21 protein-coding genes are annotated in these 18372 nt (G+C 68.5%); 18 read left to right on the forward strand and 3 right to left on the reverse strand.

The features are described from left to right. Window positions 1-61 precede the first annotated feature (61 nt). The 7 genes from ACLJK8_RS07510 to trmB all read left to right on the forward strand — a co-directional run bounded on the left by ACLJK8_RS07510 (window position 62) and on the right by trmB (window position 6966). Complete coding sequence (locus ACLJK8_RS07510) at window positions 62-1087, forward strand: PhoH family protein (RefSeq protein ID WP_413149499.1); 1026 nt, start codon at window positions 62-64, stop codon at window positions 1085-1087. Between the two features lie 105 nt (window positions 1088-1192). Then, window positions 1193-1693, forward strand: coding sequence for an rRNA maturation RNase YbeY (ybeY, locus tag ACLJK8_RS07515; RefSeq protein WP_413149558.1), 501 nt, complete (start codon window positions 1193-1195; stop codon window positions 1691-1693). Between the two features lie 216 nt (window positions 1694-1909). Next, the gene (locus ACLJK8_RS07520) at window positions 1910-2635 is read left to right on the forward strand and encodes a CBS domain-containing protein (protein ID WP_413149500.1); all 726 of its coding nucleotides are present in this window, start codon (window positions 1910-1912) and stop codon (window positions 2633-2635) included. A gap of 5 nt (window positions 2636-2640) precedes the next feature. Then, window positions 2641-4203 carry an apolipoprotein N-acyltransferase gene (gene lnt / locus ACLJK8_RS07525; RefSeq protein ID WP_413149502.1) on the forward strand — a complete coding sequence of 521 codons (1563 nt, stop codon included), beginning with the start codon at window positions 2641-2643 and terminating at the stop codon, window positions 4201-4203. A 126-nt stretch (window positions 4204-4329) separates the two neighbouring features. Beyond that, entirely contained in the window at window positions 4330-4671 is a 342-nt protein-coding gene (locus ACLJK8_RS07530) for a helix-turn-helix domain-containing protein (protein ID WP_413149560.1), read from the forward strand. Between the two features lie 317 nt (window positions 4672-4988). Then, entirely contained in the window at window positions 4989-6158 is a 1170-nt protein-coding gene (metK, locus tag ACLJK8_RS07535) for a methionine adenosyltransferase (RefSeq protein ID WP_413149504.1), read from the forward strand. A 52-nt stretch (window positions 6159-6210) separates the two neighbouring features. After that, window positions 6211-6966 (forward strand): tRNA (guanine(46)-N(7))-methyltransferase TrmB, encoded by a 756-nt coding sequence (gene trmB / locus ACLJK8_RS07540; protein WP_413149505.1) that lies wholly within the window; start codon window positions 6211-6213, stop codon window positions 6964-6966. 68 nt (window positions 6967-7034) lie between these two features. On the opposite strand, the gene ACLJK8_RS07545 is transcribed toward trmB, so the two are convergent. Continuing rightward, complete coding sequence (locus tag ACLJK8_RS07545; RefSeq protein ID WP_413149506.1) at window positions 7035-7799, reverse strand: SDR family oxidoreductase; 765 nt, start codon at window positions 7797-7799, stop codon at window positions 7035-7037. 219 nt (window positions 7800-8018) lie between these two features. On the opposite strand from ACLJK8_RS07545, the gene ACLJK8_RS07550 reads away from it, so the two are divergent. From ACLJK8_RS07550 to ACLJK8_RS07600, 11 genes are all read left to right on the forward strand, one after another. Further along, the gene (locus ACLJK8_RS07550; RefSeq protein WP_413149508.1) at window positions 8019-8489 is read left to right on the forward strand and encodes a hypothetical protein; all 471 of its coding nucleotides are present in this window, start codon (window positions 8019-8021) and stop codon (window positions 8487-8489) included. 190 nt (window positions 8490-8679) lie between these two features. Continuing rightward, window positions 8680-10017, forward strand: a complete 1338-nt coding sequence (aroA, locus tag ACLJK8_RS07555; RefSeq protein ID WP_413149509.1) for a 3-phosphoshikimate 1-carboxyvinyltransferase — start codon at window positions 8680-8682, stop codon at window positions 10015-10017. Continuing rightward, the gene (locus ACLJK8_RS07560; protein ID WP_413149510.1) at window positions 10017-10385 is read left to right on the forward strand and encodes a GFA family protein; all 369 of its coding nucleotides are present in this window, start codon (window positions 10017-10019) and stop codon (window positions 10383-10385) included. The genes aroA and ACLJK8_RS07560 overlap by 1 nt, the downstream gene beginning before the upstream one ends. Further along, window positions 10382-11011 (forward strand): (d)CMP kinase, encoded by a 630-nt coding sequence (gene cmk, locus ACLJK8_RS07565; protein WP_413149511.1) that lies wholly within the window; start codon window positions 10382-10384, stop codon window positions 11009-11011. Before ACLJK8_RS07560 ends, cmk begins: the two co-directional genes overlap by 4 nt. Before the next feature lie 13 nt (window positions 11012-11024). Further along, window positions 11025-12791, forward strand: a complete 1767-nt coding sequence (gene rpsA / locus ACLJK8_RS07570) for a 30S ribosomal protein S1 (RefSeq protein ID WP_413149512.1) — start codon at window positions 11025-11027, stop codon at window positions 12789-12791. Then, window positions 12784-13707, forward strand: coding sequence for a signal peptide peptidase SppA (gene sppA, locus ACLJK8_RS07575; protein WP_413149513.1), 924 nt, complete (start codon window positions 12784-12786; stop codon window positions 13705-13707). The genes rpsA and sppA overlap by 8 nt, the downstream gene beginning before the upstream one ends. 88 nt (window positions 13708-13795) lie before the next feature. Next, window positions 13796-14077 carry an integration host factor subunit beta gene (ihfB, locus tag ACLJK8_RS07580; protein WP_413149561.1) on the forward strand — a complete coding sequence of 94 codons (282 nt, stop codon included), beginning with the start codon at window positions 13796-13798 and terminating at the stop codon, window positions 14075-14077. A 28-nt stretch (window positions 14078-14105) separates the two neighbouring features. Continuing rightward, entirely contained in the window at window positions 14106-14444 is a 339-nt protein-coding gene (locus ACLJK8_RS07585) for a LapA family protein (protein ID WP_413149514.1), read from the forward strand. Between the two features lie 9 nt (window positions 14445-14453). After that, the gene (locus ACLJK8_RS07590) at window positions 14454-15140 is read left to right on the forward strand and encodes a phosphoribosylanthranilate isomerase (RefSeq protein WP_413149515.1); all 687 of its coding nucleotides are present in this window, start codon (window positions 14454-14456) and stop codon (window positions 15138-15140) included. A 35-nt stretch (window positions 15141-15175) separates the two neighbouring features. Then, the gene (gene trpB, locus ACLJK8_RS07595; RefSeq protein WP_413149516.1) at window positions 15176-16399 is read left to right on the forward strand and encodes a tryptophan synthase subunit beta; all 1224 of its coding nucleotides are present in this window, start codon (window positions 15176-15178) and stop codon (window positions 16397-16399) included. A 138-nt stretch (window positions 16400-16537) separates the two neighbouring features. Next, window positions 16538-16873 (forward strand): hypothetical protein, encoded by a 336-nt coding sequence (locus tag ACLJK8_RS07600; RefSeq protein WP_413149517.1) that lies wholly within the window; start codon window positions 16538-16540, stop codon window positions 16871-16873. 56 nt (window positions 16874-16929) lie between these two features. On the opposite strand, the gene pth is transcribed toward ACLJK8_RS07600, so the two are convergent. Together pth and ACLJK8_RS07610 are read right to left on the reverse strand one after the other, a co-directional pair. Beyond that, window positions 16930-17619, reverse strand: coding sequence for an aminoacyl-tRNA hydrolase (gene pth / locus ACLJK8_RS07605; protein WP_413149518.1), 690 nt, complete (start codon window positions 17617-17619; stop codon window positions 16930-16932). A 111-nt stretch (window positions 17620-17730) separates the two neighbouring features. Continuing rightward, entirely contained in the window at window positions 17731-18354 is a 624-nt protein-coding gene (locus ACLJK8_RS07610) for a 50S ribosomal protein L25/general stress protein Ctc (RefSeq protein WP_413149520.1), read from the reverse strand. Between the last annotated feature and the right edge of the window lie 18 nt (window positions 18355-18372).

Raw genomic sequence — 18372 nt, forward strand, 5'->3', positions numbered from 1 at the left:
GCGGTTGCCCCGGCTGGGGCAGTCTCGACCTGTCCCGCAGTCTCTTGCCGCCGGAGGCCCATTGGCGACCAACGCCCCCTATCCCGCTCCGATCACGGATGAAACATCCGACAGTGTGCTGCAGTTTCCGGACAACCGCTTGCTCATCGATCTCTGCGGAGAACTGGACCGGAACATCGTCCAGATCGAGCAGCGGCTTGGCGTGGCGATCCACCGACGAGGCAACGAACTCGCACTCCATGGCACGGCCGAGGCGACGGCTGCGGGCGAACAGGTGCTGCGCGCGCTCTATGCGCGGCTGGAGCAGGGGCGGCCGGTGACGCCCGGGGACATCGACGCGGTGATCCGGATGGGACCGGGCGGCGAGCGCGATCCCGCACCCGCGAAACCGGACCCCGGGCAGCTCGACATGTTCGGGGCCGAACCGCTGGAGATCCGCACCCGGCGCAAGGTGGTGGAGCCGCGGACGCCGACTCAGCGCGCCTATGTGCGCCACCTCTTCCAGCACGAACTTGTCTTCGGCGTCGGTCCGGCGGGGACCGGCAAGACCTATCTCGCGGTCGCGGCGGCGGTGGCGATGTTCATCGAGGGTCGGGTCGACAAGATCATACTCAGCCGCCCGGCGGTGGAGGCGGGCGAGCGGCTCGGCTTCCTGCCCGGCGACATGAAGGAGAAGGTCGATCCCTACATGCAGCCGCTCTACGACGCGCTGAACGACTTCTTCCCGCCCAAGCAGGTGCAGAAGATGATCGAGGAGAAGCAGATCGAGATCGCGCCGCTCGCCTTCATGCGCGGCCGCACGCTCGCCAATGCCTTCGTGGTTCTCGACGAGGCGCAGAACGCGACCACGATGCAGATGAAGATGTTCCTGACCCGGCTCGGCGAAGGCAGCCGCATGGCGGTGACCGGTGACGTGACGCAGATCGATCTGCCGCGCGGCGTGATGTCGGGGCTCGTGGAGGCGGAAAGGGTACTGCGCGGGGTCGAGGGCATCGGCTTCGCCTATTTCAAGGCCGAGGACGTGGTGCGCCATCCTCTCGTCGCGCGGATCATCCGCGCCTACGAGAGCGCGCGCCCCGAGGGGTAGGAGCCGGAGATGAGCGCGGCGGCGGCCGGGGGAACTCCACCCGGCGAAAACTCACCCGATGAGAATTCAGCCAGCGAGGGCCCGGTCGGCGCGGATCTGGTCGACATGGATCGGGTCGGCGAGAATCCGCTGGTCGATCTGGTGATCGAGGAGCCGCGCTGGGAGGCGGCGGGAATCGCCTCGGTCGCCGAGGCCGCCGCGCGCCGGACGCTCGAGGCCGCGGGGCGCGATCCCGGGCGACACGAGGTCAGCCTCCTCGCCTGCGACGACGCGCGCATCGCCGCGCTGAACGCGGATTTCCGCGGGAAACCCGGGCCGACCAACGTGCTGTCCTGGCCGGCTTTCGAGGAGGCGGTGCCCGCGCCGGCCGCCGAGGATCCCGAGCCGCTCTTTCTCGGCGATCTGGCGCTGGCCTACGAGACCTGCGCGCGGGAAGCGGAGTCGGGCGGGATCGGCCTCGCCGACCATGCGGCGCATCTCGTCGTGCACGGGCTCCTGCACCTGCTCGGCTACGACCACGAGATGGAAGACGAGGCCGACGAGATGGAAATGTTCGAGACGAAAATACTTGCCAGTCTGGGGGTGGCCGACCCATATTCGCGATAGGGGCGCCCCTTGGGCGCGGTGGTTTCCGGATAGGGAGATATGGGCGAGACACATGACGCGCACCCGGCGACGGGGCAGCACGTATCGGACGATGGAGATCCGGACAGTCCCGCCAGATCGACGTTCTTCTCACGGCTTTTCCGGCGCGAGAGCCCCGAAGCCGAAGATCGCGAAAATGATGACGAGGAGGAGACGGGGGGGGATTCCTCCGACGAGATGCTCCTCAACCTCCGCAAGCTCGCATCGATGCGGGTGGATGACGTCTCCGTGCCGCGGGCCGAGATCGTCGCGGTGCCCGATGACTGCTCGCTCGAACAGCTGGTCGAGACCTTCCGCGAGAGCACGCTTTCGCGCCTGCCGGTCTATACGGAATCGCTGGATCAGCCGCGCGGCATGATCCACCTCAAGGACCTCGCGCTGACCTACGGCTTCGGCGCGCCGGCCGAGGGTTTCGTCCTCGGGCCGCTGATCCGCCCGCTGCTCTATGTGCCGCCCTCGATGCCGATCGGCGCGCTGCTGCAGAAGATGCGGGCGGCGCATACGCATATGGCACTGATGATCGACGAATACGGCGGGGTCGACGGTCTCGTCACCATAGAGGATCTGGTCGAGCAGATCGTGGGCGACATCGCCGACGAGCATGACGAGGCCGAGAGCCAGCTCTGGGCGCGCGAGCCAGATGGTTCGATCATCGCGCAGGCCCGGGTCGAGATCGAGGATTTCGAGGATGAGACGGGCATCGAATTGATGCCGCCCGACCGCGCCGAGGAAGTCGACACGCTCGGCGGGCTCGTCGTCCTGCTCGCGGGCCGGGTGCCGGCGGTTGGCGAACTGGTGGCGCATCCCGCGGGCCATGAATTCGAGATCCTCGACGGCGATGTCCGCCGCCTGACGCGGCTTCGGCTGCGGCCCGGTCCGGATCTGCGGGCCGCCGCCGAGTAGACGGATTGCAGCGCTTGCTCGCCCGCGCGCCGCGTGACATCGCGCGCAGTCTGCCTGCGCTCCGCGGCTGGCGCCGCATGGCCGCGGGGATGCTGGCGGGGGCGGGACTCGCGGGCGCTCAGCCGCCGCTCTCCTGGATACCGCTCATCTTCCTCACGCTGCCGATCGTGCTCTGGCTGATGGACGGGACGCGGCGCGCGATGGGCGCGTTCGGACTCGGCTGGAGCGTCGGAGTCGGCTTTTTCGGCGCCGGCCTGTTCTGGATCGTCGAGCCGTTCATGGTCGAGCCGGAGGTCTTCGGCTGGCTGGCGCCTGTCGCCCTGATCGGCATGGCCGGGGGCATGGCGCTGTTCTGGGGAGCCGCCTTCGCCGCCGCGCATCGCTTCTGGCACCGGGGCTGGAGCCGCGCGATCCTGCTCGCCGCGGCCTGGAGCCTGATCGAATTCGCCCGGGGCCATGTGCTGACCGGCTTTCCCTGGGCGCTGCAGGCCTATGCCTGGATCGACACCCCCATCGCGCAGGTCCTGGCGCTGACCGGACCTTATGGCCTCACCTTCCTGACGCTGTGCGCGGGGCTCGTCCTCGGACTGGCCCGGCCGCCGGCGATCGTCGCGGCGGGCCTGCTCGTGGCGGCTGGCTGGGGCTTCGGCGCCTGGCGGCTGTCGCCCCCCGCGCCGGTGCGCGCCGATCCGGTTCAGGTGCGAATCGTCCAGCCCAACATGCCGCAGAACGAGAAATGGCTGCCGGGTCGCGAGCAGGCGTTCTTTCGCCGCCACCTGGCGTTGAGCGCCGCGCCGGCCGATCCGATGCCGGATGTGACGATCTGGTCGGAAACCGCGGTCGCCTTCGTTCTCGACAACGATCCCGCCGCCCAAGCCGCGGCGGCGGCCTCGGTCGGCCCCGACGGCCATCTCCTGCTCGGCATCCGCCGGGCTGAGTCTCGCGCCGGAGGCTGGGCCTGGTTCAACGCGCTCGCAGCCCTCGGCCCGGACGGCGCGGTCGGGGCCGTCTATGACAAGGTCAGACTCGTTCCCTTCGGCGAGTACATCCCGCTCAAGGGCCTGACCGCGCGGCTCGGCATCCCGGCGCTCACGACCCTGACCCGGGGCGGGTTCACCCCCGGCCCGGGCTCGCGCGTGGTCTCCGCGCCCGGAGTCCCACCATTCCTGCCGCTGATCTGTTACGAGGCGATCTTCCCGGAAGCGGCACGCGCGCGCGGCGAGCGTCCCGAATGGCTCATACAGGTGACCAACGATGCCTGGTTCGGCGAAATCTCCGGCCCGTATCAGCATCTCGCCCAGGCGAGGGCGCGTGCGATCGAGCAGGGTCTGCCGCTCGCGCGGGCGGCGAACACCGGGATCTCGGCGATGGTCGGTCCGCGCGGAGAGATCGTCGCGGAGCTCGGCCTCGGCGAGCAGGGTTACCTCGATGCCCCGCTTCCGGGCACGTTTCCGAAGACTACATACGCCCGGACCGGCGACGGCCCGTCAGTCTTATTAATGGTTTCAATTTTCGTATTAACTGCTACAGTTTTTCGCGATGGAATTTTGAAGTCCCGCCACCGATAAGAATTTCCAGGGTGGTTTTGTCTCAGACCTAGCATGGCGCGGCCAAGTGGCGCTGGGGCAATGATTTTTTGGGGTGGTGAGTTGCCATTGACCGCGAATGAAATCGACAGGTATGTCGGGTCGAGGATGCGTATGCGCCGGGAAGCGCTGGGCGTCAGCCAGGGGCGCCTCGGCAGGCAGCTCGGGCTCACCTTCTCGCAGATCCAGAAGTACGAGAAGGGGTCGAACCGGATCGGCGCGGGCCGGCTCTATCAGATCGCCATGTTTCTCGACGTGTCGCTCGGGTTCTTCTTCGAGGGGCTCGAAGGCTCCGTCGGCGGTCTGGAGATCCGGCCGATCCATGACAAGGAGAGCGAACTCGTCGAGGCGTACCGCGCGATCCGCGCGGAGGAGACGCGGTCGTCGGTGCTCGCCCTCGTGCGGTCGCTGGCCGCGCAGCGCGCGGAGGGGCGCGCGGCCTCCGGCTGATTTTCGCGCATGCGAAGAGGTTCCCGACCGGCCGCCCGGCGCGGCGGGCGGGGCAACACCCGCCCGGGCGGCCCAGAGCCGGCGTGCGGGATCGCTCCGGCTTCTTTCGCGCCGCGTCATGTCGCCGCGCGAAGTCCGGCTTCCACCGTCCAAACCGCCGGGAAGAGCGCCGCGATCACGTCGCGACGATCACGCGGCCACGATCACGTCGGTGTGGCGCGGCGCGGTCGCGCGGCCGGTCACCGCATAGGTCGTTGACCTCGCTCCCCGCCGTGGCTTAGGTACGCTGCTGTTCGAACCGAGAAAGGTTTTGTTGCATGAGTAACCGCGGCGAATACATCTTTGCCTCCGAATCCGTGTCCGAAGGGCATCCCGACAAGGTTTGCGACCGCATCTCCGACGCGGTGCTGGATGCCTTCCTCGCCGTCGATCCCGAGGCGCGCGTCGCCTGCGAGACATTCGCCACCACCGACCGTGTCGTGGTCGGCGGCGAAGTGCGTGGGCCCGGCGACGTCCTGGCGCGGGTCGAGGATATCGTCCGCGACTGCGTGAAGGACATCGGCTACGAGCAGAAGGGTTTCCACTGGGCGACGCTGCAGGTGCACAACTACCTGCATGGCCAGTCCGAGCACATCGCCCAGGGCGTGGACGCGGGCGAGGACAAGGATGAGGGCGCCGGCGACCAGGGCATCATGTTCGGCTACGCGGTAGACGAGACGCCGGAACTGATGCCCGCGCCGATCCACTACGCCCATGCCATCCTCCGCCGGCTCGCCGCGGTCCGCAAGGACGGCACCGAGCCGCGCCTCGGCCCCGATGCGAAATCGCAGCTCTCGCTGCGCTACGAGGGCGGCAAGCCGGTCGAGGTGTCGAGCCTCGTGCTCTCGACCCAGCATCTCGACGAGGACATGACCTCGGCGGATGTGCGCGAGATGGTCGAGCCCTATATCCGCGAGGTCCTGCCCGAGGGCTGGCTGACCGACGCGACCGCCTGGCACGTGAACCCGACCGGTCGCTTCGTGATCGGCGGCCCCGACGGCGACGCCGGGCTGACGGGGCGCAAGATCATCGTCGACACCTATGGCGGCGCGGCCCCGCACGGCGGCGGCGCCTTCTCGGGCAAGGACCCGACCAAGGTGGACCGCTCGGCGGCCTATGCCGCGCGCTATCTGGCGAAGAACGTGGTCGCCGCCGGTCTGGCGAGCCGCTGCGTGATCCAGCTTTCCTATGCGATCGGCGTCGCGAAGCCGCTCTCGATCTACGCCGACACCTTCGGGACCGGGACGGTGCCGGAGGCCGCGATCGAGGCGGCGCTCTCGAATGTCATGGACCTGACGCCGCGTGGCATCCGGACGCAGCTCGGCCTCAACCGGCCGATCTACCAGCGGACCTCGGCCTATGGCCATTTCGGCCGCGCCGCGGATGCCGACGGCGGCTTCTCCTGGGAGCGGACCGACCTGACCGAGGCGCTCAGGAAAGCCGTCTGACAGCGGACCGGAGCGGCCGGTCGCCGCGCCATTTCGCGGGGAATCCGACCAGATGGATGAAATTCCTCCCGGCGCGGCCCGACCGCGCCGCGACTTTCACGGGCGGCGGCATGGCAAGGCGCTGCGCCCCAACCAGCGGCGGCATCTGGCCGAGCTTCTGCCGCGGATCGCCGTCCCGCTCGACCCGGCGCCGATCGATCTCGAAACGCTCTTCGGGGGGGCGCGGCCCGTCTGGCTCGAGATCGGCTTCGGCGGTGGCGAGCATCTCGTGCATCAGGCGCTGGAAAACCCCGGCGTCGGCCTGATCGGCTGCGAAGCCTTCGTGAACGGCGTCGCGATGGCGCTGAACCAGATCGAGGAAGCGGGGATCGAGCCGGCCGGCATCAAGCGCGCCGCCGATCGGCCCCTTGGTCCCGGCGCCGCGCCCAAGGGCAACGTCCGCCTGCACGCGGGCGACGCGCGGGATTTGCTCGACGCTCTGCCCGATGCCTGTCTCGCCAGGGTCTTCCTGCTCTATCCCGACCCCTGGCCGAAGGCGCGCCACGCGCGGCGCCGCTTCACCAGCGTCGAGAACCTGACGCTTCTCGCACGGGTGATGAAACCGGATGCCGAGCTTCGCGTGGCGACCGACATTCCCGACTACGTGGCGCACACCCGCGCGTCGATCGGCGCCGTCCCGGAACTCTTCGTCACCGCCGGGCGCGATGCCTCGCAACCCTGGCAGGACTGGTTCCGCACCCGCTACGAGGCGAAGGCGATCCGGGAAGGCCGGGAACCCGGCTACCTTACCTTCACGCGCCGCGCCTGATCGACGGGTATCACTCCGATCAGGATGTGTCCTGTGCGCCGCCGCGGCCCTGCGCGACCGCGCTCCGCTCAGAGGCTGGTCGTGATGCCTCCGTCGACGTAGAGCGTATGGCCGTTGACGAAGGATGACGCCTCGGCGGCGAGGAACACGGCGGCGCCGATCAGTTCGTCCACCTCGCCCCAGCGGCCCGCAGGAGTCCGGGTGGCGAGCCAGGCGCTGAACTCGGCGTTCTCGACCAGCGCCTGGTTGAGCGGCGTCCTGAAGTAGCCGGGCGCGATCGCATTGACCTGGAGGCCATGCCGTGCCCAGTCCGTCGCCATGCCGCGCGTCAGGTTTCGCACCGCGCCCTTGGCGGCCGTATAGGGGGCGATCCCCGGCCGGGCGAGTTCGCTCTGGACCGAGGCGATGTTGATGATCTTCCCGCGTCCGCGCCCGATCATGCCGCGCGCCACCGTCTGGCCGACATAGAAGAGGCTCGAGACATTGGTCTCGAGCAGCGCGCGCCAGCGGTCGAGCGGGAAGTCTTCCAGCGGTGCGCGGAACTGGATGCCGGCGTTGTTGACGAGGATGTCGATCGGGTCCCGCGCCTCCATCGCCGCCACGGCCTCCGCGATCGCGGCGGGGTCGGTCACGTCGAAGGCGGAGACCTCCGCCACGCGGCCCCCGGCGGCGATGGTCTCCGCCGCGAGCGCGAGCCGTTCGGGGTCCCGCCCGTTCAGGATAACCCGCGCGCCATGCGCGGCGAGCCCTTCGGCGAGGGCGAAGCCGATGCCCTGGCTCGACCCGGTGACAAGGGCGCGCCGTCCTGTCAGATCGAAAAGAGGAAATGTCATGGCCGTCTCCCTCGCACCGCCGCCGTCCCGGGGATTGTGCCGATCGGGCCGACGATGTCGACGCCAATGTCCGGGCGGAGGGCGCGAATGTCATGGGAAGGGGAAGCGTGGATCGTTTAGCCAATCGCGGCCCCGCCCGGAACCCGGCCGGGGGGCTTTCGGTTTGGATCTCGTCGAGCAGCGGCGCGGCGCCGCGTTCACAGCCAAGGAGCATCGACCATGAAGATCTCGGATCTGTTTTCCAGCCTGGCGCGCAACGCTCAGGAATTCGAGAAGCGCGTCGCGGAATGGCAGGAGGACCTCAGCAACCGCGGCGACGAGATGATGGAGAGCGCCAGGAAGTGGCGTCAGTCGGCCGAGGAGCGCCAGAAGGCGCTGGACGAGCAGATCAAGGGATATTTCAACGACGCGAACGAACAGGTGAAGGCGCAGTGGGACAAGGCCAAGACCGAATGGGACGCGGAGGTCGCCAAGATCAAGGCGAAGGGTGAGGAGATGCGCCAGGCGGCGCAGAACATGCATCAGGAGGATGTCGCCGACTGGGCCGAGGCCTACGCGGCGAACATGGTCGCCTATGCCGGGCAGGTGCAGGAGGAGGCCAGCAAGGCCGTCGCCGCCGCCACCGAGGCGCGCGCCAAGGCCGAGGCGAACACGGCCGGGTCGAGCGGGACCGGGACGGGAAAGGCTTGATCGGCAAGGCTTGAACCACGCGGGTTCCGGCGGGCGCGCGGGCGGCGGCGCCCGAACATAAGGCGCGCCCAGCCAAACTCCGCGTCGTCGGGCTACTTGGGCCGTTGTGGATGATCCCTCCCCGATGGACAGGGGCGCGCGGCATCGCGTAAACGGGGCTCCGGTTCCGAAGGCTGGAGGACAATCCGCGATGGCCGGTCATGGCGTGCCCGCTCCGATGCGATCAACGAAATCCGGTCCGCTCACCGGCACGGCGGAGATCCCGGGCGACAAGTCGATCTCCCACCGCGCGCTGATCCTCGGCGCGCTCAGCGTCGGCGAGACGCGAATCACGGGACTCCTCGAAGGCGAGGACGTGCTCGATACCGGCCGCGCGATGGCGGCCTTCGGCGCGACGGTGGAGCGGCTGGGCGAGGGCGAGTGGCGCGTCGCGGGCGTCGGTGTCGGCGGGTTCCGCGAGCCGGAGGACGTGATCGACTGCGGCAATTCCGGCACCGGTGTCCGGCTCATCATGGGCGCGGTCGCGACCTCGGACCTGACCGCGGTCTTCACCGGCGACGCCTCGCTCCGCTCGCGGCCGATGGGCCGGGTGACGGAGCCGCTCGCGCTTTTCGGCGCCACCGCGACGGGCCGGCGCGGCGGGCGGCTGCCGCTGGCGCTGACCGGCGCGGCGAACCCGCTCCCCGTCACCTACAGGAGCCCGGTTCCCTCGGCGCAGGTCAAATCCGCGGTGCTGTTCGCCGGGCTGAACGCGCCGGGCATCACCACGCTGATCGAGCGCGAGGCGACGCGGGATCATACCGAGCGAATGCTGACCGGCTTCGGCGCCGAGGTGACGACCGAGATCACCGAGGAGGGGCGCGTCATCACCCTGCGCGGCCAGCCGGAACTGCGCCCCCAGGCCATCGCCGTTCCGCGCGATCCGTCGAGCGCGGCCTTCCCGGTCGCCGCCGCGCTGCTCGCGGAAGGCTCGGAGGTTCTGGTGCCCGGCATCGGTCTCAACCCGACGCGCGCGGGCTTCTACGATACCATGGTCGAGATGGGCGCCGACATCGCCTTCGAGAACCGCCGCGACGAGGGGGGCGAGCCCGCCGCCGATCTCAGGGTGCGCTACGGGGTGCTGAAGGGCGTGGAGGTGCCGCCGGAACGCGCCGCCTCGATGATTGACGAATATCCGATCCTGGCGGCGCTCGCCGCGACCGCGGAGGGCAGGACGGTGATGCGCGGTGTCAAGGAACTCCGCGTGAAGGAGAGCGACCGGCTCGATGCGATGGCGCGCGGGCTGGAAGCCTGCGGCGTCAGGATCGAGGAGGGGCCGGATTTCCTGATCGTGCACGGCATGGGCGCCGATGGCGTGCCGGGTGGTGCCACGGTGGAAAGCCGGCTCGACCACCGGATCGCAATGGCCTTCCTCTGCCTCGGCCTCGCGACCAGGGCGCCGGTCACGGTGGACGACGCCGGCCCCATCGCGACGAGCTTCCCGAATTTCGTGCCGCTGATGCGCGGGCTCGGCGCGGAGATCGGCTGATGGCGATCGGAGGATGCCTTTGCGGCGCGGTCCGGTATCGGGTCGATGGCCTGCTCGCCGATCTGGCCGCCTGCCATTGCACCCACCTGTGCCGCCGGGCGAGCGGGCATCCCCTCGCCGCTGCCCCCGCGCGCCCGGTGGATCTGACGGTCGAGGGCGCGGTCGCCTGGTACGAATCGACCCCCGGCGAGATCCGGCGCGGCTTCTGTCCCACCCGCGCCTCGCAGCTTCTATGGGATCGAATTGGCGCGGAGACGATCGACGGCGAGGCCGGGCTCCGGCTTCGCGAACACATCTTCGTGGCGGACAAGGGCGATTATTGCGACATCGCTGATGCTCTGCCCCAGCGCCCGGGAGGACGGAATTGATCTTCACGGTTGCGATCGACGGGCCGGCGGCGGCGGGGAAGGGCACGATCGGCCGCGCGGTGGCGCGGGAGCTCGGCTTCGCCCATCTCGATACCGGGCTGCTCTACCGCGCGGTCGGCACGCGGGCGCTGCATGACGGGAACGGCGTGATCGATCCCGTCTGGGCGGCGGAGATCGCGCGCCAGCTCGATCCGGCGGATCTCGAAAGCCCCGATCTCCGGAGCGGCCGGGCGGGGCTCGCGGCGTCGAAGGTCGCGGCGCTGCCAGACGTGAGGACGGCGCTGCTCGATTTCCAGAAGCGCTTCGCGCGGCGCGATGGGGGCGCGGTGCTCGACGGCCGCGACATCGGCACGGTGATCTGCCCGGAAGCGGAGGCGAAACTCTTCGTCACCGCCTCGGACGAGGTGCGGGCCGCGCGGCGACATGCCGAACTTGGCACCGGCACGGTCGACTCCGTCCTCGCCGACCTGCGCGCGCGCGATGCCCGCGACGCGGGGCGCGACGTGGCTCCGCTGCGCGCCGCGGCCGACGCCTTCTTGCTCGACACCTCCGATAAGACTATATCGGAAGGCGTGGCCGAGGCGATCGGCTACGTCAGGGATCGCATTTTCGCGGGTAGGGGTTGACCCACGCCCGTTTTTGGTCTTTGAGCGCCCATCAACTTTTCGAAAGACCGGTGGACTCAACCGCCCGGCCAGTAACTCTCAAACGGAGAACTTGATGTCGTCGACTGCGACAATGGAAGATTTCGAAGCCCTGCTCAACGAAAGCTTTGAGCTGGAAACCCCCGACGAGGGTAGCGTCGTCAAGGGCACCGTCCTCGCGATCGAAGCGGGACAGGCCATCATCGACATCGGCTACAAGATGGAAGGCCGGGTCGATCTCAAGGAATTCACCCCGCCCGGCAAGGCGCCCGAGCTCACCGTGGGCGACACCGTCGAGGTATATCTCGACCGCGTCGAGAACGCCCGGGGCGAGGCCGTGCTCAGCCGCGAGAAGGCCCGCCGCGAAGAGGCCTGGGACCGTCTCGAGAAGGCCGCCGCCAAGGAAGAGCGGGTCGAGGGCCAGATCTTCGGCCGCGTGAAGGGTGGCTTCACCGTCGATCTCGGCGGCGCCGTGGCCTTCCTGCCCGGCTCCCAGGTCGATGTGCGCCCCGTCCGCGACGCGGGTCCGCTCATGCACATGAACCAGCCGTTCCAGATCCTGAAGATGGATCGCCGGCGCGGCAACATCGTCGTCTCCCGCCGCGCGGTTCTCGAGGAATCCCGCGCCGAGCAGCGCGCCGAGATCGTCGCGCGGCTGCGTGAGGGCGAGGTCGTCGACGGCGTGGTCAAGAACATCACCGAATACGGCGCCTTCGTCGATCTCGGCGGTGTGGACGGCCTGCTGCACGTCACCGACATGGCCTGGCGCCGCGTGAACCACCCCTCGGAGATCCTGTCGATCGGCGAGACCGTCAAGGTCCAGGTCATCAAGATCAACAAGGAGACGCAGCGCATCAGCCTCGGCATGAAGCAGCTGCTCGCCGATCCGTGGGATACGGTCGAGGACAAGTTCCCGATCGGCTCGCGCCATCTCGGCCGCGTCACCAACATCACCGACTACGGCGCCTTCGTGGAGCTGGAGCCGGGGGTCGAGGGTCTCGTGCACGTCTCCGAGATGTCCTGGACGAAGAAGAACGTCCATCCGGGCAAGATCGTCTCCACCTCCCAGGAGGTCGAGGTTCTCGTGCTCGAGATCGACACCCAGAAGCGCCGCGTCTCGCTCGGTCTCAAGCAGACCCAGGGCAACCCGTGGGAGAACTTCGCCGCGACCCATCCGAACGGCACCGAGGTCGAAGGCGAGATCAAGAACATCACCGAATTCGGTCTGTTCATCGGTCTCGACGGCGATATCGACGGTATGGTCCATCTCTCGGATCTCGACTGGAACCGGTCGGGCGAGGATGCGATCCAGGACTACCACAAGGGCGATGTCGTCCGCGCGGTAGTGACCGACGTCGACATCGACAAGGAGCGGATCTCGCTCTCGATCAAGGCGCTCGGCGGCGATCCCTTCGTCGAGGCGACCTCGGGCGTCAAGCGGGGCGATGTCGTCACCGTGAACGTCACCGCGATCGAGGACGGCGGCATCGAGGTCGAATACGACGGGATGAAGTCCTTCATCCGCCGCTCCGACCTCAGCCGCGACCGTTCCGAGCAGCGGCCCGAGCGTTTCACCAAGGGCGACAAGGTCGATGCGCGCATCACCAACATCGACAAGGGCAGCCGCCGGCTCGGCCTGTCGATCAAGGCGCGCGAGATCGCCGAGGAGAAGGAAGCCGTGGAGCAGTACGGGTCGTCCGACTCGGGCGCCTCGCTCGGCGATATCCTCGGCGCGGCCCTGAAGCGCAGGGACAATGCCTGACGGAATGGACCCGATCACCCGGGATTTCTACGAGGAACGGCGCCGTAAATGGCGCCGTTCCGCGTTCTGGCGCGGGTTTCTCGTCGCGGCGATGCTGGCGCTCATCCTCGGGGTCCTGGCCCTGGGTTCGGTCGATCTGCCGGGCGAGCGGATCGCGCGCTTCGACGTGACCGGGATGATCCTCGACGACGCCGAGCGCGACGAGACCCTGAAGGAAATCGCCGAGGATGACGCGACGCGGGCGCTCATCCTGCGGATCAACTCGCCCGGCGGCACCACCGCGGGGTCGGAGGCGCTTTACGCCTCGGTCCGGGAGATCGCCGAGACGAAACCGGTGGTCGCCGTGATGACCGAGCTCGCCGCCTCCGGCGGCTATGTCGCGGCGATGTCGGCGGATCACATCGTGGCCCGGGGGAATACGCTCACGGGTTCGATCGGCGTGATCATGGAATACCCGACCTTCACCGACCTGATGTCGCGGGTCGGCATCGGCTACGAGACGGTACGCTCCTCCGAACTGAAGGCCGAGCCCTCGCCCTTCCGCGAAGGCAATCCCGCGGCGCGCGCGGCCGAGGCGGCGATGGTCGAGGAAAGTTTCCAGTGGTTCCGCAGCCTTGTCGGCGAGCGGCGCGGGCTCGCGGGCAACGCGCTCGACGCCGTGGCGACCGGCGGCGTCTTCACCGGCCGCGTCGCGCTCGAGAACGGGCTCGTAGATGAACTGGGTGGAGAGCCCGAGGCGCTCGCATGGCTCGAATCGCGCGAGACGGGGCTGGGCGATCTTCCCGTCGAGCCGGTGGAAGTGGTCCGCGACGAGCCGCTCGTGAGCCGCTGGCTGGGCCTCGCGGGCGCAAGCGGCGGGATTCTTGAGGAAATATCGGCTCGAACCGGTGTGAAGCTCTATTCCCTCATCCGCTGATTCCTGCCACTATGCCAGCGATGGGGGAATTCGGTGCCACGCATTTTTCCTCGGCATGGCTCGGGCCGCCGGCGAATGGGATGGGGTCATGATAAAGTCAGAGCTGATCCAGAAGATCGCAGAGGAGAATCCGCACCTTTTTCAGCGCGATGTCGAGCGGATCGTCAGCACGATCTTCGACGAGATCATCGAGGCTATGGCCAACGGAAACCGCGTCGAACTGCGCGGTTTCGGCGCCTTCTCGGTCAAGAAGCGCGATGCGCGTCAGGGCCGCAATCCGCGCACCGGCGACGCGGTCGATGTCGAGGAGAAGCACGTTCCTTTCTTCAAGACCGGCAAGCTGTTGCGCGATCGGCTCAATCAGGAATAGATAGACCTCCGCAACTTCGGGAGTTCCCATGCGCACGGTGAAGATCATCCTCCTCGCGCTGATCCTCGTGGTCATCGTCGTCCTCTCGCTGGCGAACCGCGAGATCGTCACGCTGAACCTGCTGCCCGAGGGCCTGGCCTCGCTGATGCCGGTCTCGATTCAGGTGCCGCTCTTCCTGGTCAGCCTGGTTTCGATCCTGGTCGGCATGATCATCGGCTACCTCCTCGAATGGCTGCGGGAGCACAAGCACCGCCGCCGTGCCTCGGAGAAGGCCCGCGAGGCCGCGCGTCTCGAACGCGAGATGCGTCAGCTGCGCCAGTCCACGGGCAAGCCGGAGGACGAAGTGCTGGCCCTCGTCAGCAACTGAGCGGTTCCCGTGCGCGTCAAGATCTGCGGGCTCCGGTCACGCGCCGAGGTGAAGGCGGCGGTGGCGGCTGGGGCCAGTTACGGCGGGTTGGTGTTCTTCCCGCGCTCCCCCCGGCATTTGCCGCTAGGCGATGCGCGCTGGATCGCCCAGGCGATGCCGGACGGCTTCCTCCGCGTCGCGCTGACGGTGAACGCCGCCGATGAGGAGCTCGACCGCATCGTCGAGGCGATCCCGCTCGACATGCTCCAGCTTCATGGCGCCGAGCCGCCGGATCGGGTCGCTGATATCCGCGAGCGCTATGGCCTACCGGTGATGAAGGCGATCGGTGTCGCCGAGGAGCAGGATCTCGCCGTCCTGCCCGAATACAGCCGCGTCGCGGACCAGATCCTCATCGACGCCAGACCACCGCGCGGCGCGGCGCTTCCCGGAGGCAACGGGCTCAGCTTCGACTGGCGGTTGCTGTCCGGCAAGCGCTGGGGCGTGCCCTGGATGCTGGCGGGCGGGCTCACGGCCTCGAACGTCGCCGAGGCGATCCTGACGACGGGCGCGACGCAGGTCGATGTCTCCTCGGGCGTCGAGGTCGCGCCGGGATACAAGGACCCGCGCCTCATCGCCGCCTTCACCGCCGCCGCGCTCGCCGCCGGCGGTAGGGGGCCGCGTGGATCGGCTCTGGACGGTTCCGGCGTCGCCGTTTAGGAAAACCCGCACCCTTCGAGCGGAGCCCGATCCCCATGCAAGACGCCCCCCGGTCCAATTCCTTCCGCGCTGGCCCGGACGAGCGCGGCCGTTTCGGTGATTTCGGCGGCCGTTTCGTCTCCGAGACGCTGATGCCGCTGATCCTCGATCTGGAGGCGGAATACGAGAGGGCGAAGACCGACGCCGATTTCTGGGCCGAGATGGACGACCTCTGGAAGCACTACGTCGGCCGCCCCTCGCCGCTCTATTTCGCCGAACGGCTGACGGAGCGTCTCGGGGGCGCGAAGATCTATCTCAAGCGCGACGAGCTCAATCACACCGGCGCGCACAAGATCAACAACGTGCTGGGCCAGATCCTGCTCGCGCGCCGCATGGGCAAGACCCGGATCATCGCCGAGACCGGCGCGGGGCAGCATGGCGTGGCGACCGCCACGGTCTGCGCGCGGTTCGGGCTGAAGTGCATCGTCTTCATGGGCGCGACCGATGTCGAGCGGCAGAAGCCGAACGTCTTCCGCATGCGCCTGCTCGGAGCCGAGGTGGTGCCGGTGACCTCCGGCCGCGGCACGCTCAAGGATGCGATGAACGAGGCGCTGCGCGACTGGGTGACCAATGTCCGCGATACGTTCTACTGCATCGGCACGGTGGCGGGTCCGCATCCCTATCCGGCGATGGTGCGTGATTTCCAGGCGATCATCGGCAAGGAGGCCCGCGAGCAGATCCAGGAGCGCGAGGGCCGGCTGCCCGACACGCTCGTCGCCTGCATCGGCGGCGGCTCGAATGCCATGGGGCTGTTCCATCCGTTCCTCGACGACGAGGGCGTGCGGATCATCGGTGTCGAGGCCGGCGGCCATGGCGTCGACGAACGGATGGAGCACGCGGCCTCGCTGACCGGCGGGCGTCCGGGCGTGCTGCACGGCAATCGGACCTATCTGCTGCAGGACGAGGACGGCCAGATCATCGAGGGACATTCGATCTCGGCGGGGCTCGACTATCCCGGGATCGGTCCCGAGCACGCCTGGCTGCATGACATCGGCCGCGTCGAATACGTGAGCGTGACCGACAAGGAGGCGCTGGAGGCCTTCCAGCTCTCCTGCGTGACGGAAGGGATCATTCCCGCGCTCGAACCCGCGCACGCGCTCGCGCATGTGGCCAAGATCGCGCCCGGCCTGCCCGGCGACCATCTCATCGTGATGAACATGTGCGGCCGGGGCGACAAGGACATCTTCACCGTCGCGGACGCGCTCGGCACCGCGATCTGAGGCTTTCCCGGTCAGGGAGGCGCGAAACGGAGGCCCATGGCCCCCGTTTCCCCTTGCGCCGCGCCGCGCGCCGCGATAGGGAGTGCGCCCTGCGCGGCGCCGGTGGGGCGCCCTGCGCGAGAGAGAGCACGTTACGGTATGGAAAACTACGAGATCGGGGACCTGGTGGTCCTCACGGCCGGGTCGATGCGCATGGCGGTCGAAGCGGTCGAGGGCGACAAGGTCGCCTGCGTCTGGTGCCACGAAGGCAAGATCGGTCGCGACAGCTTCGACCCCCGGCTGCTGAAGAAATGGGAATTTCGCGAGGACGAGCGTCCGTCCGGCCCGCGCCCGGGGCATGGCAAGCCCTTCCGCGGCGACAAGGAGGGCGGTGGCCGTCCGTTCGGCGGCCGCGACCGCGATGACAGGCCGCGCGGCAAGCCCGGCTGGGACGGCAAGCCGCGCGAGAAGAAGTACTTCCGCAAGGACGGCTGACAAATCCGGCTGAGAAGCGTTCGGGGGCGCCGCGAGGCGCCCTTTTCGATTCGACGCTACCGGAAGCGCTCGGCGAGGCGGCGGAGCGCGTCCATCGGCCCTTCGGCCTCGCTCCCCGGCTCCTCCGCGGGCTTCGCCAGTGCGGGCGCCGCGGCCTCCCGAGGTTCTGCCCGCGGCTTCGGCGGTGCGATCCGCGCCGCCACGGCGTTCAGGAACCGCGCCCCGTCCGAGACCAGCGACGGCGCCTCCGCCGCCACCGCGGCCAGCAGCGGATCGAGCCAGGCCTCGTCAGCCTTGGCGAAATCGCCGAGCACGTAATTGCTGACCAGCCGCTTGTCGCCCGGATGCCCGATCCCCATCCGGAGCCGCTGGAACGCCGGCCCGAGATGCGCGTCGATCGAGCGCAGCCCGTTGTGCCCCGCGTGGCCGCCGCCGGTCTTGAACCGCAGCTTGCCCGGCGCGAGGTCGAGCTCGTCATGGAGCACGATCACATCGGCCGGCGTCAGCTTGTAGAAGGTCATCGCCGCCCGGACGCTGTCGCCCGAGAGGTTCATGAAGGTCCCGGGCTTCAGCAGCAGCGCCTTCTCGTCCCCGAGCCTGCCCTCGGCGACGAGACCCTGAAACTTCGACCGCCAGGGGCCGAAACCCCGCGCCTCCGCGATCGCCTCGACCGCGAGAAAGCCGATGTTGTGCCGGTTGCGCGCGTATTGCGCGCCCGGATTGCCGAGCCCCACGATCAGTTTCATCGCCCCTCCGGCCCAAACACGAACGCGCCGCGAAATCTCCGCGGCGCGTCGCTGCTTCTCTCGATCGGCGCGGGAAACCGCCATCTCTCGCGCGTCTCCCGAGCCCGGTGATCAGGCCTCTTCCGCGCCTTCTTCCTCGCCATCCGCCTCGGCCTCGGCTGAGCGCAGGCCCGAAGGCGCCTGGATGTTGGCGATGACGAAATCGCGGTCGGTGATCGTCGGCCGCGTCCCGGCCGGGAGCTTCACGTCCGAGATGTGGATATGCGCGTTGATCTGCAGCCCTTCGAGATCGACGACCAGCTGCTCCGGGATCTTGCCCGCGGTCACCATGAGCTCGACCTCGTTGCGCACGATCGTGAGCACGCCGCCGCGCTTGATGCCCGGGCATTTCTCGCGGTTGATGAACTCGACCGGGATGTAGAGGTTGATCCGGCTGCGGTCGGAGAGGCGCAGGAAATCGACATGCGTCGGCAGATCCTTCACCACGTCGCGCTGCACGGCGCGGCAGATGACCTTGTTGTCCTTGCCGTCGACCTTGACGTTCAGCAGCGTCGACAGGAACTTGCCCTGCTTCAGCGACTTCAGAAGCTCGTTGAACTTCACGTTGATCGGCTGCGGGTCCTTGCCGCCGCCGTAGATCACTCCGGGAACAAGTCCCTCGCGACGCGCGGTGCGGGCGGCCCCCTTGCCGACCCCTTCGCGCGTCACGGCTTCGAGAACCGGTGTCTCAGCCATGTCTAGCTCCTACAAATG

This window comes from Amaricoccus sp. W119 (assembly GCF_047275745.1).
GTDB lineage: Bacteria > Pseudomonadota > Alphaproteobacteria > Rhodobacterales > Rhodobacteraceae > Amaricoccus.

Excerpts from the sequence above, each read along its gene's own strand:
- aroA (WP_413149509.1), top strand. The coding sequence starts at position 8,680 with ATGGCCGGTCATGGCGTGCCCGCTCCGATGCGATCAACGAAATCCGGT.
- ACLJK8_RS07545 (WP_413149506.1), bottom strand. The coding sequence starts at position 7,799 with ATGACATTTCCTCTTTTCGATCTGACAGGACGGCGCGCCCTTGTCACC.
- pth (WP_413149518.1), bottom strand. The coding sequence starts at position 17,619 with ATGAAACTGATCGTGGGGCTCGGCAATCCGGGCGCGCAATACGCGCGC.
- ACLJK8_RS07600 (WP_413149517.1), top strand. The coding sequence starts at position 16,538 with ATGGAAAACTACGAGATCGGGGACCTGGTGGTCCTCACGGCCGGGTCG.
- ACLJK8_RS07560 (WP_413149510.1), top strand. The coding sequence starts at position 10,017 with ATGGCGATCGGAGGATGCCTTTGCGGCGCGGTCCGGTATCGGGTCGAT.
- ACLJK8_RS07610 (WP_413149520.1), bottom strand. The coding sequence starts at position 18,354 with ATGGCTGAGACACCGGTTCTCGAAGCCGTGACGCGCGAAGGGGTCGGC.
- ACLJK8_RS07520 (WP_413149500.1), top strand. The coding sequence starts at position 1,910 with ATGCTCCTCAACCTCCGCAAGCTCGCATCGATGCGGGTGGATGACGTC.
- ACLJK8_RS07530 (WP_413149560.1), top strand. The coding sequence starts at position 4,330 with ATGCGTATGCGCCGGGAAGCGCTGGGCGTCAGCCAGGGGCGCCTCGGC.
- ACLJK8_RS07585 (WP_413149514.1), top strand. The coding sequence starts at position 14,106 with ATGCGCACGGTGAAGATCATCCTCCTCGCGCTGATCCTCGTGGTCATC.
- ihfB (WP_413149561.1), top strand. The coding sequence starts at position 13,796 with ATGATAAAGTCAGAGCTGATCCAGAAGATCGCAGAGGAGAATCCGCAC.
- metK (WP_413149504.1), top strand. The coding sequence starts at position 4,989 with ATGAGTAACCGCGGCGAATACATCTTTGCCTCCGAATCCGTGTCCGAA.
- ACLJK8_RS07550 (WP_413149508.1), top strand. The coding sequence starts at position 8,019 with ATGAAGATCTCGGATCTGTTTTCCAGCCTGGCGCGCAACGCTCAGGAA.
- trpB (WP_413149516.1), top strand. The coding sequence starts at position 15,176 with ATGCAAGACGCCCCCCGGTCCAATTCCTTCCGCGCTGGCCCGGACGAG.
- trmB (WP_413149505.1), top strand. The coding sequence starts at position 6,211 with ATGGATGAAATTCCTCCCGGCGCGGCCCGACCGCGCCGCGACTTTCAC.
- ybeY (WP_413149558.1), top strand. The coding sequence starts at position 1,193 with ATGGATCGGGTCGGCGAGAATCCGCTGGTCGATCTGGTGATCGAGGAG.
- sppA (WP_413149513.1), top strand. The coding sequence starts at position 12,784 with ATGCCTGACGGAATGGACCCGATCACCCGGGATTTCTACGAGGAACGG.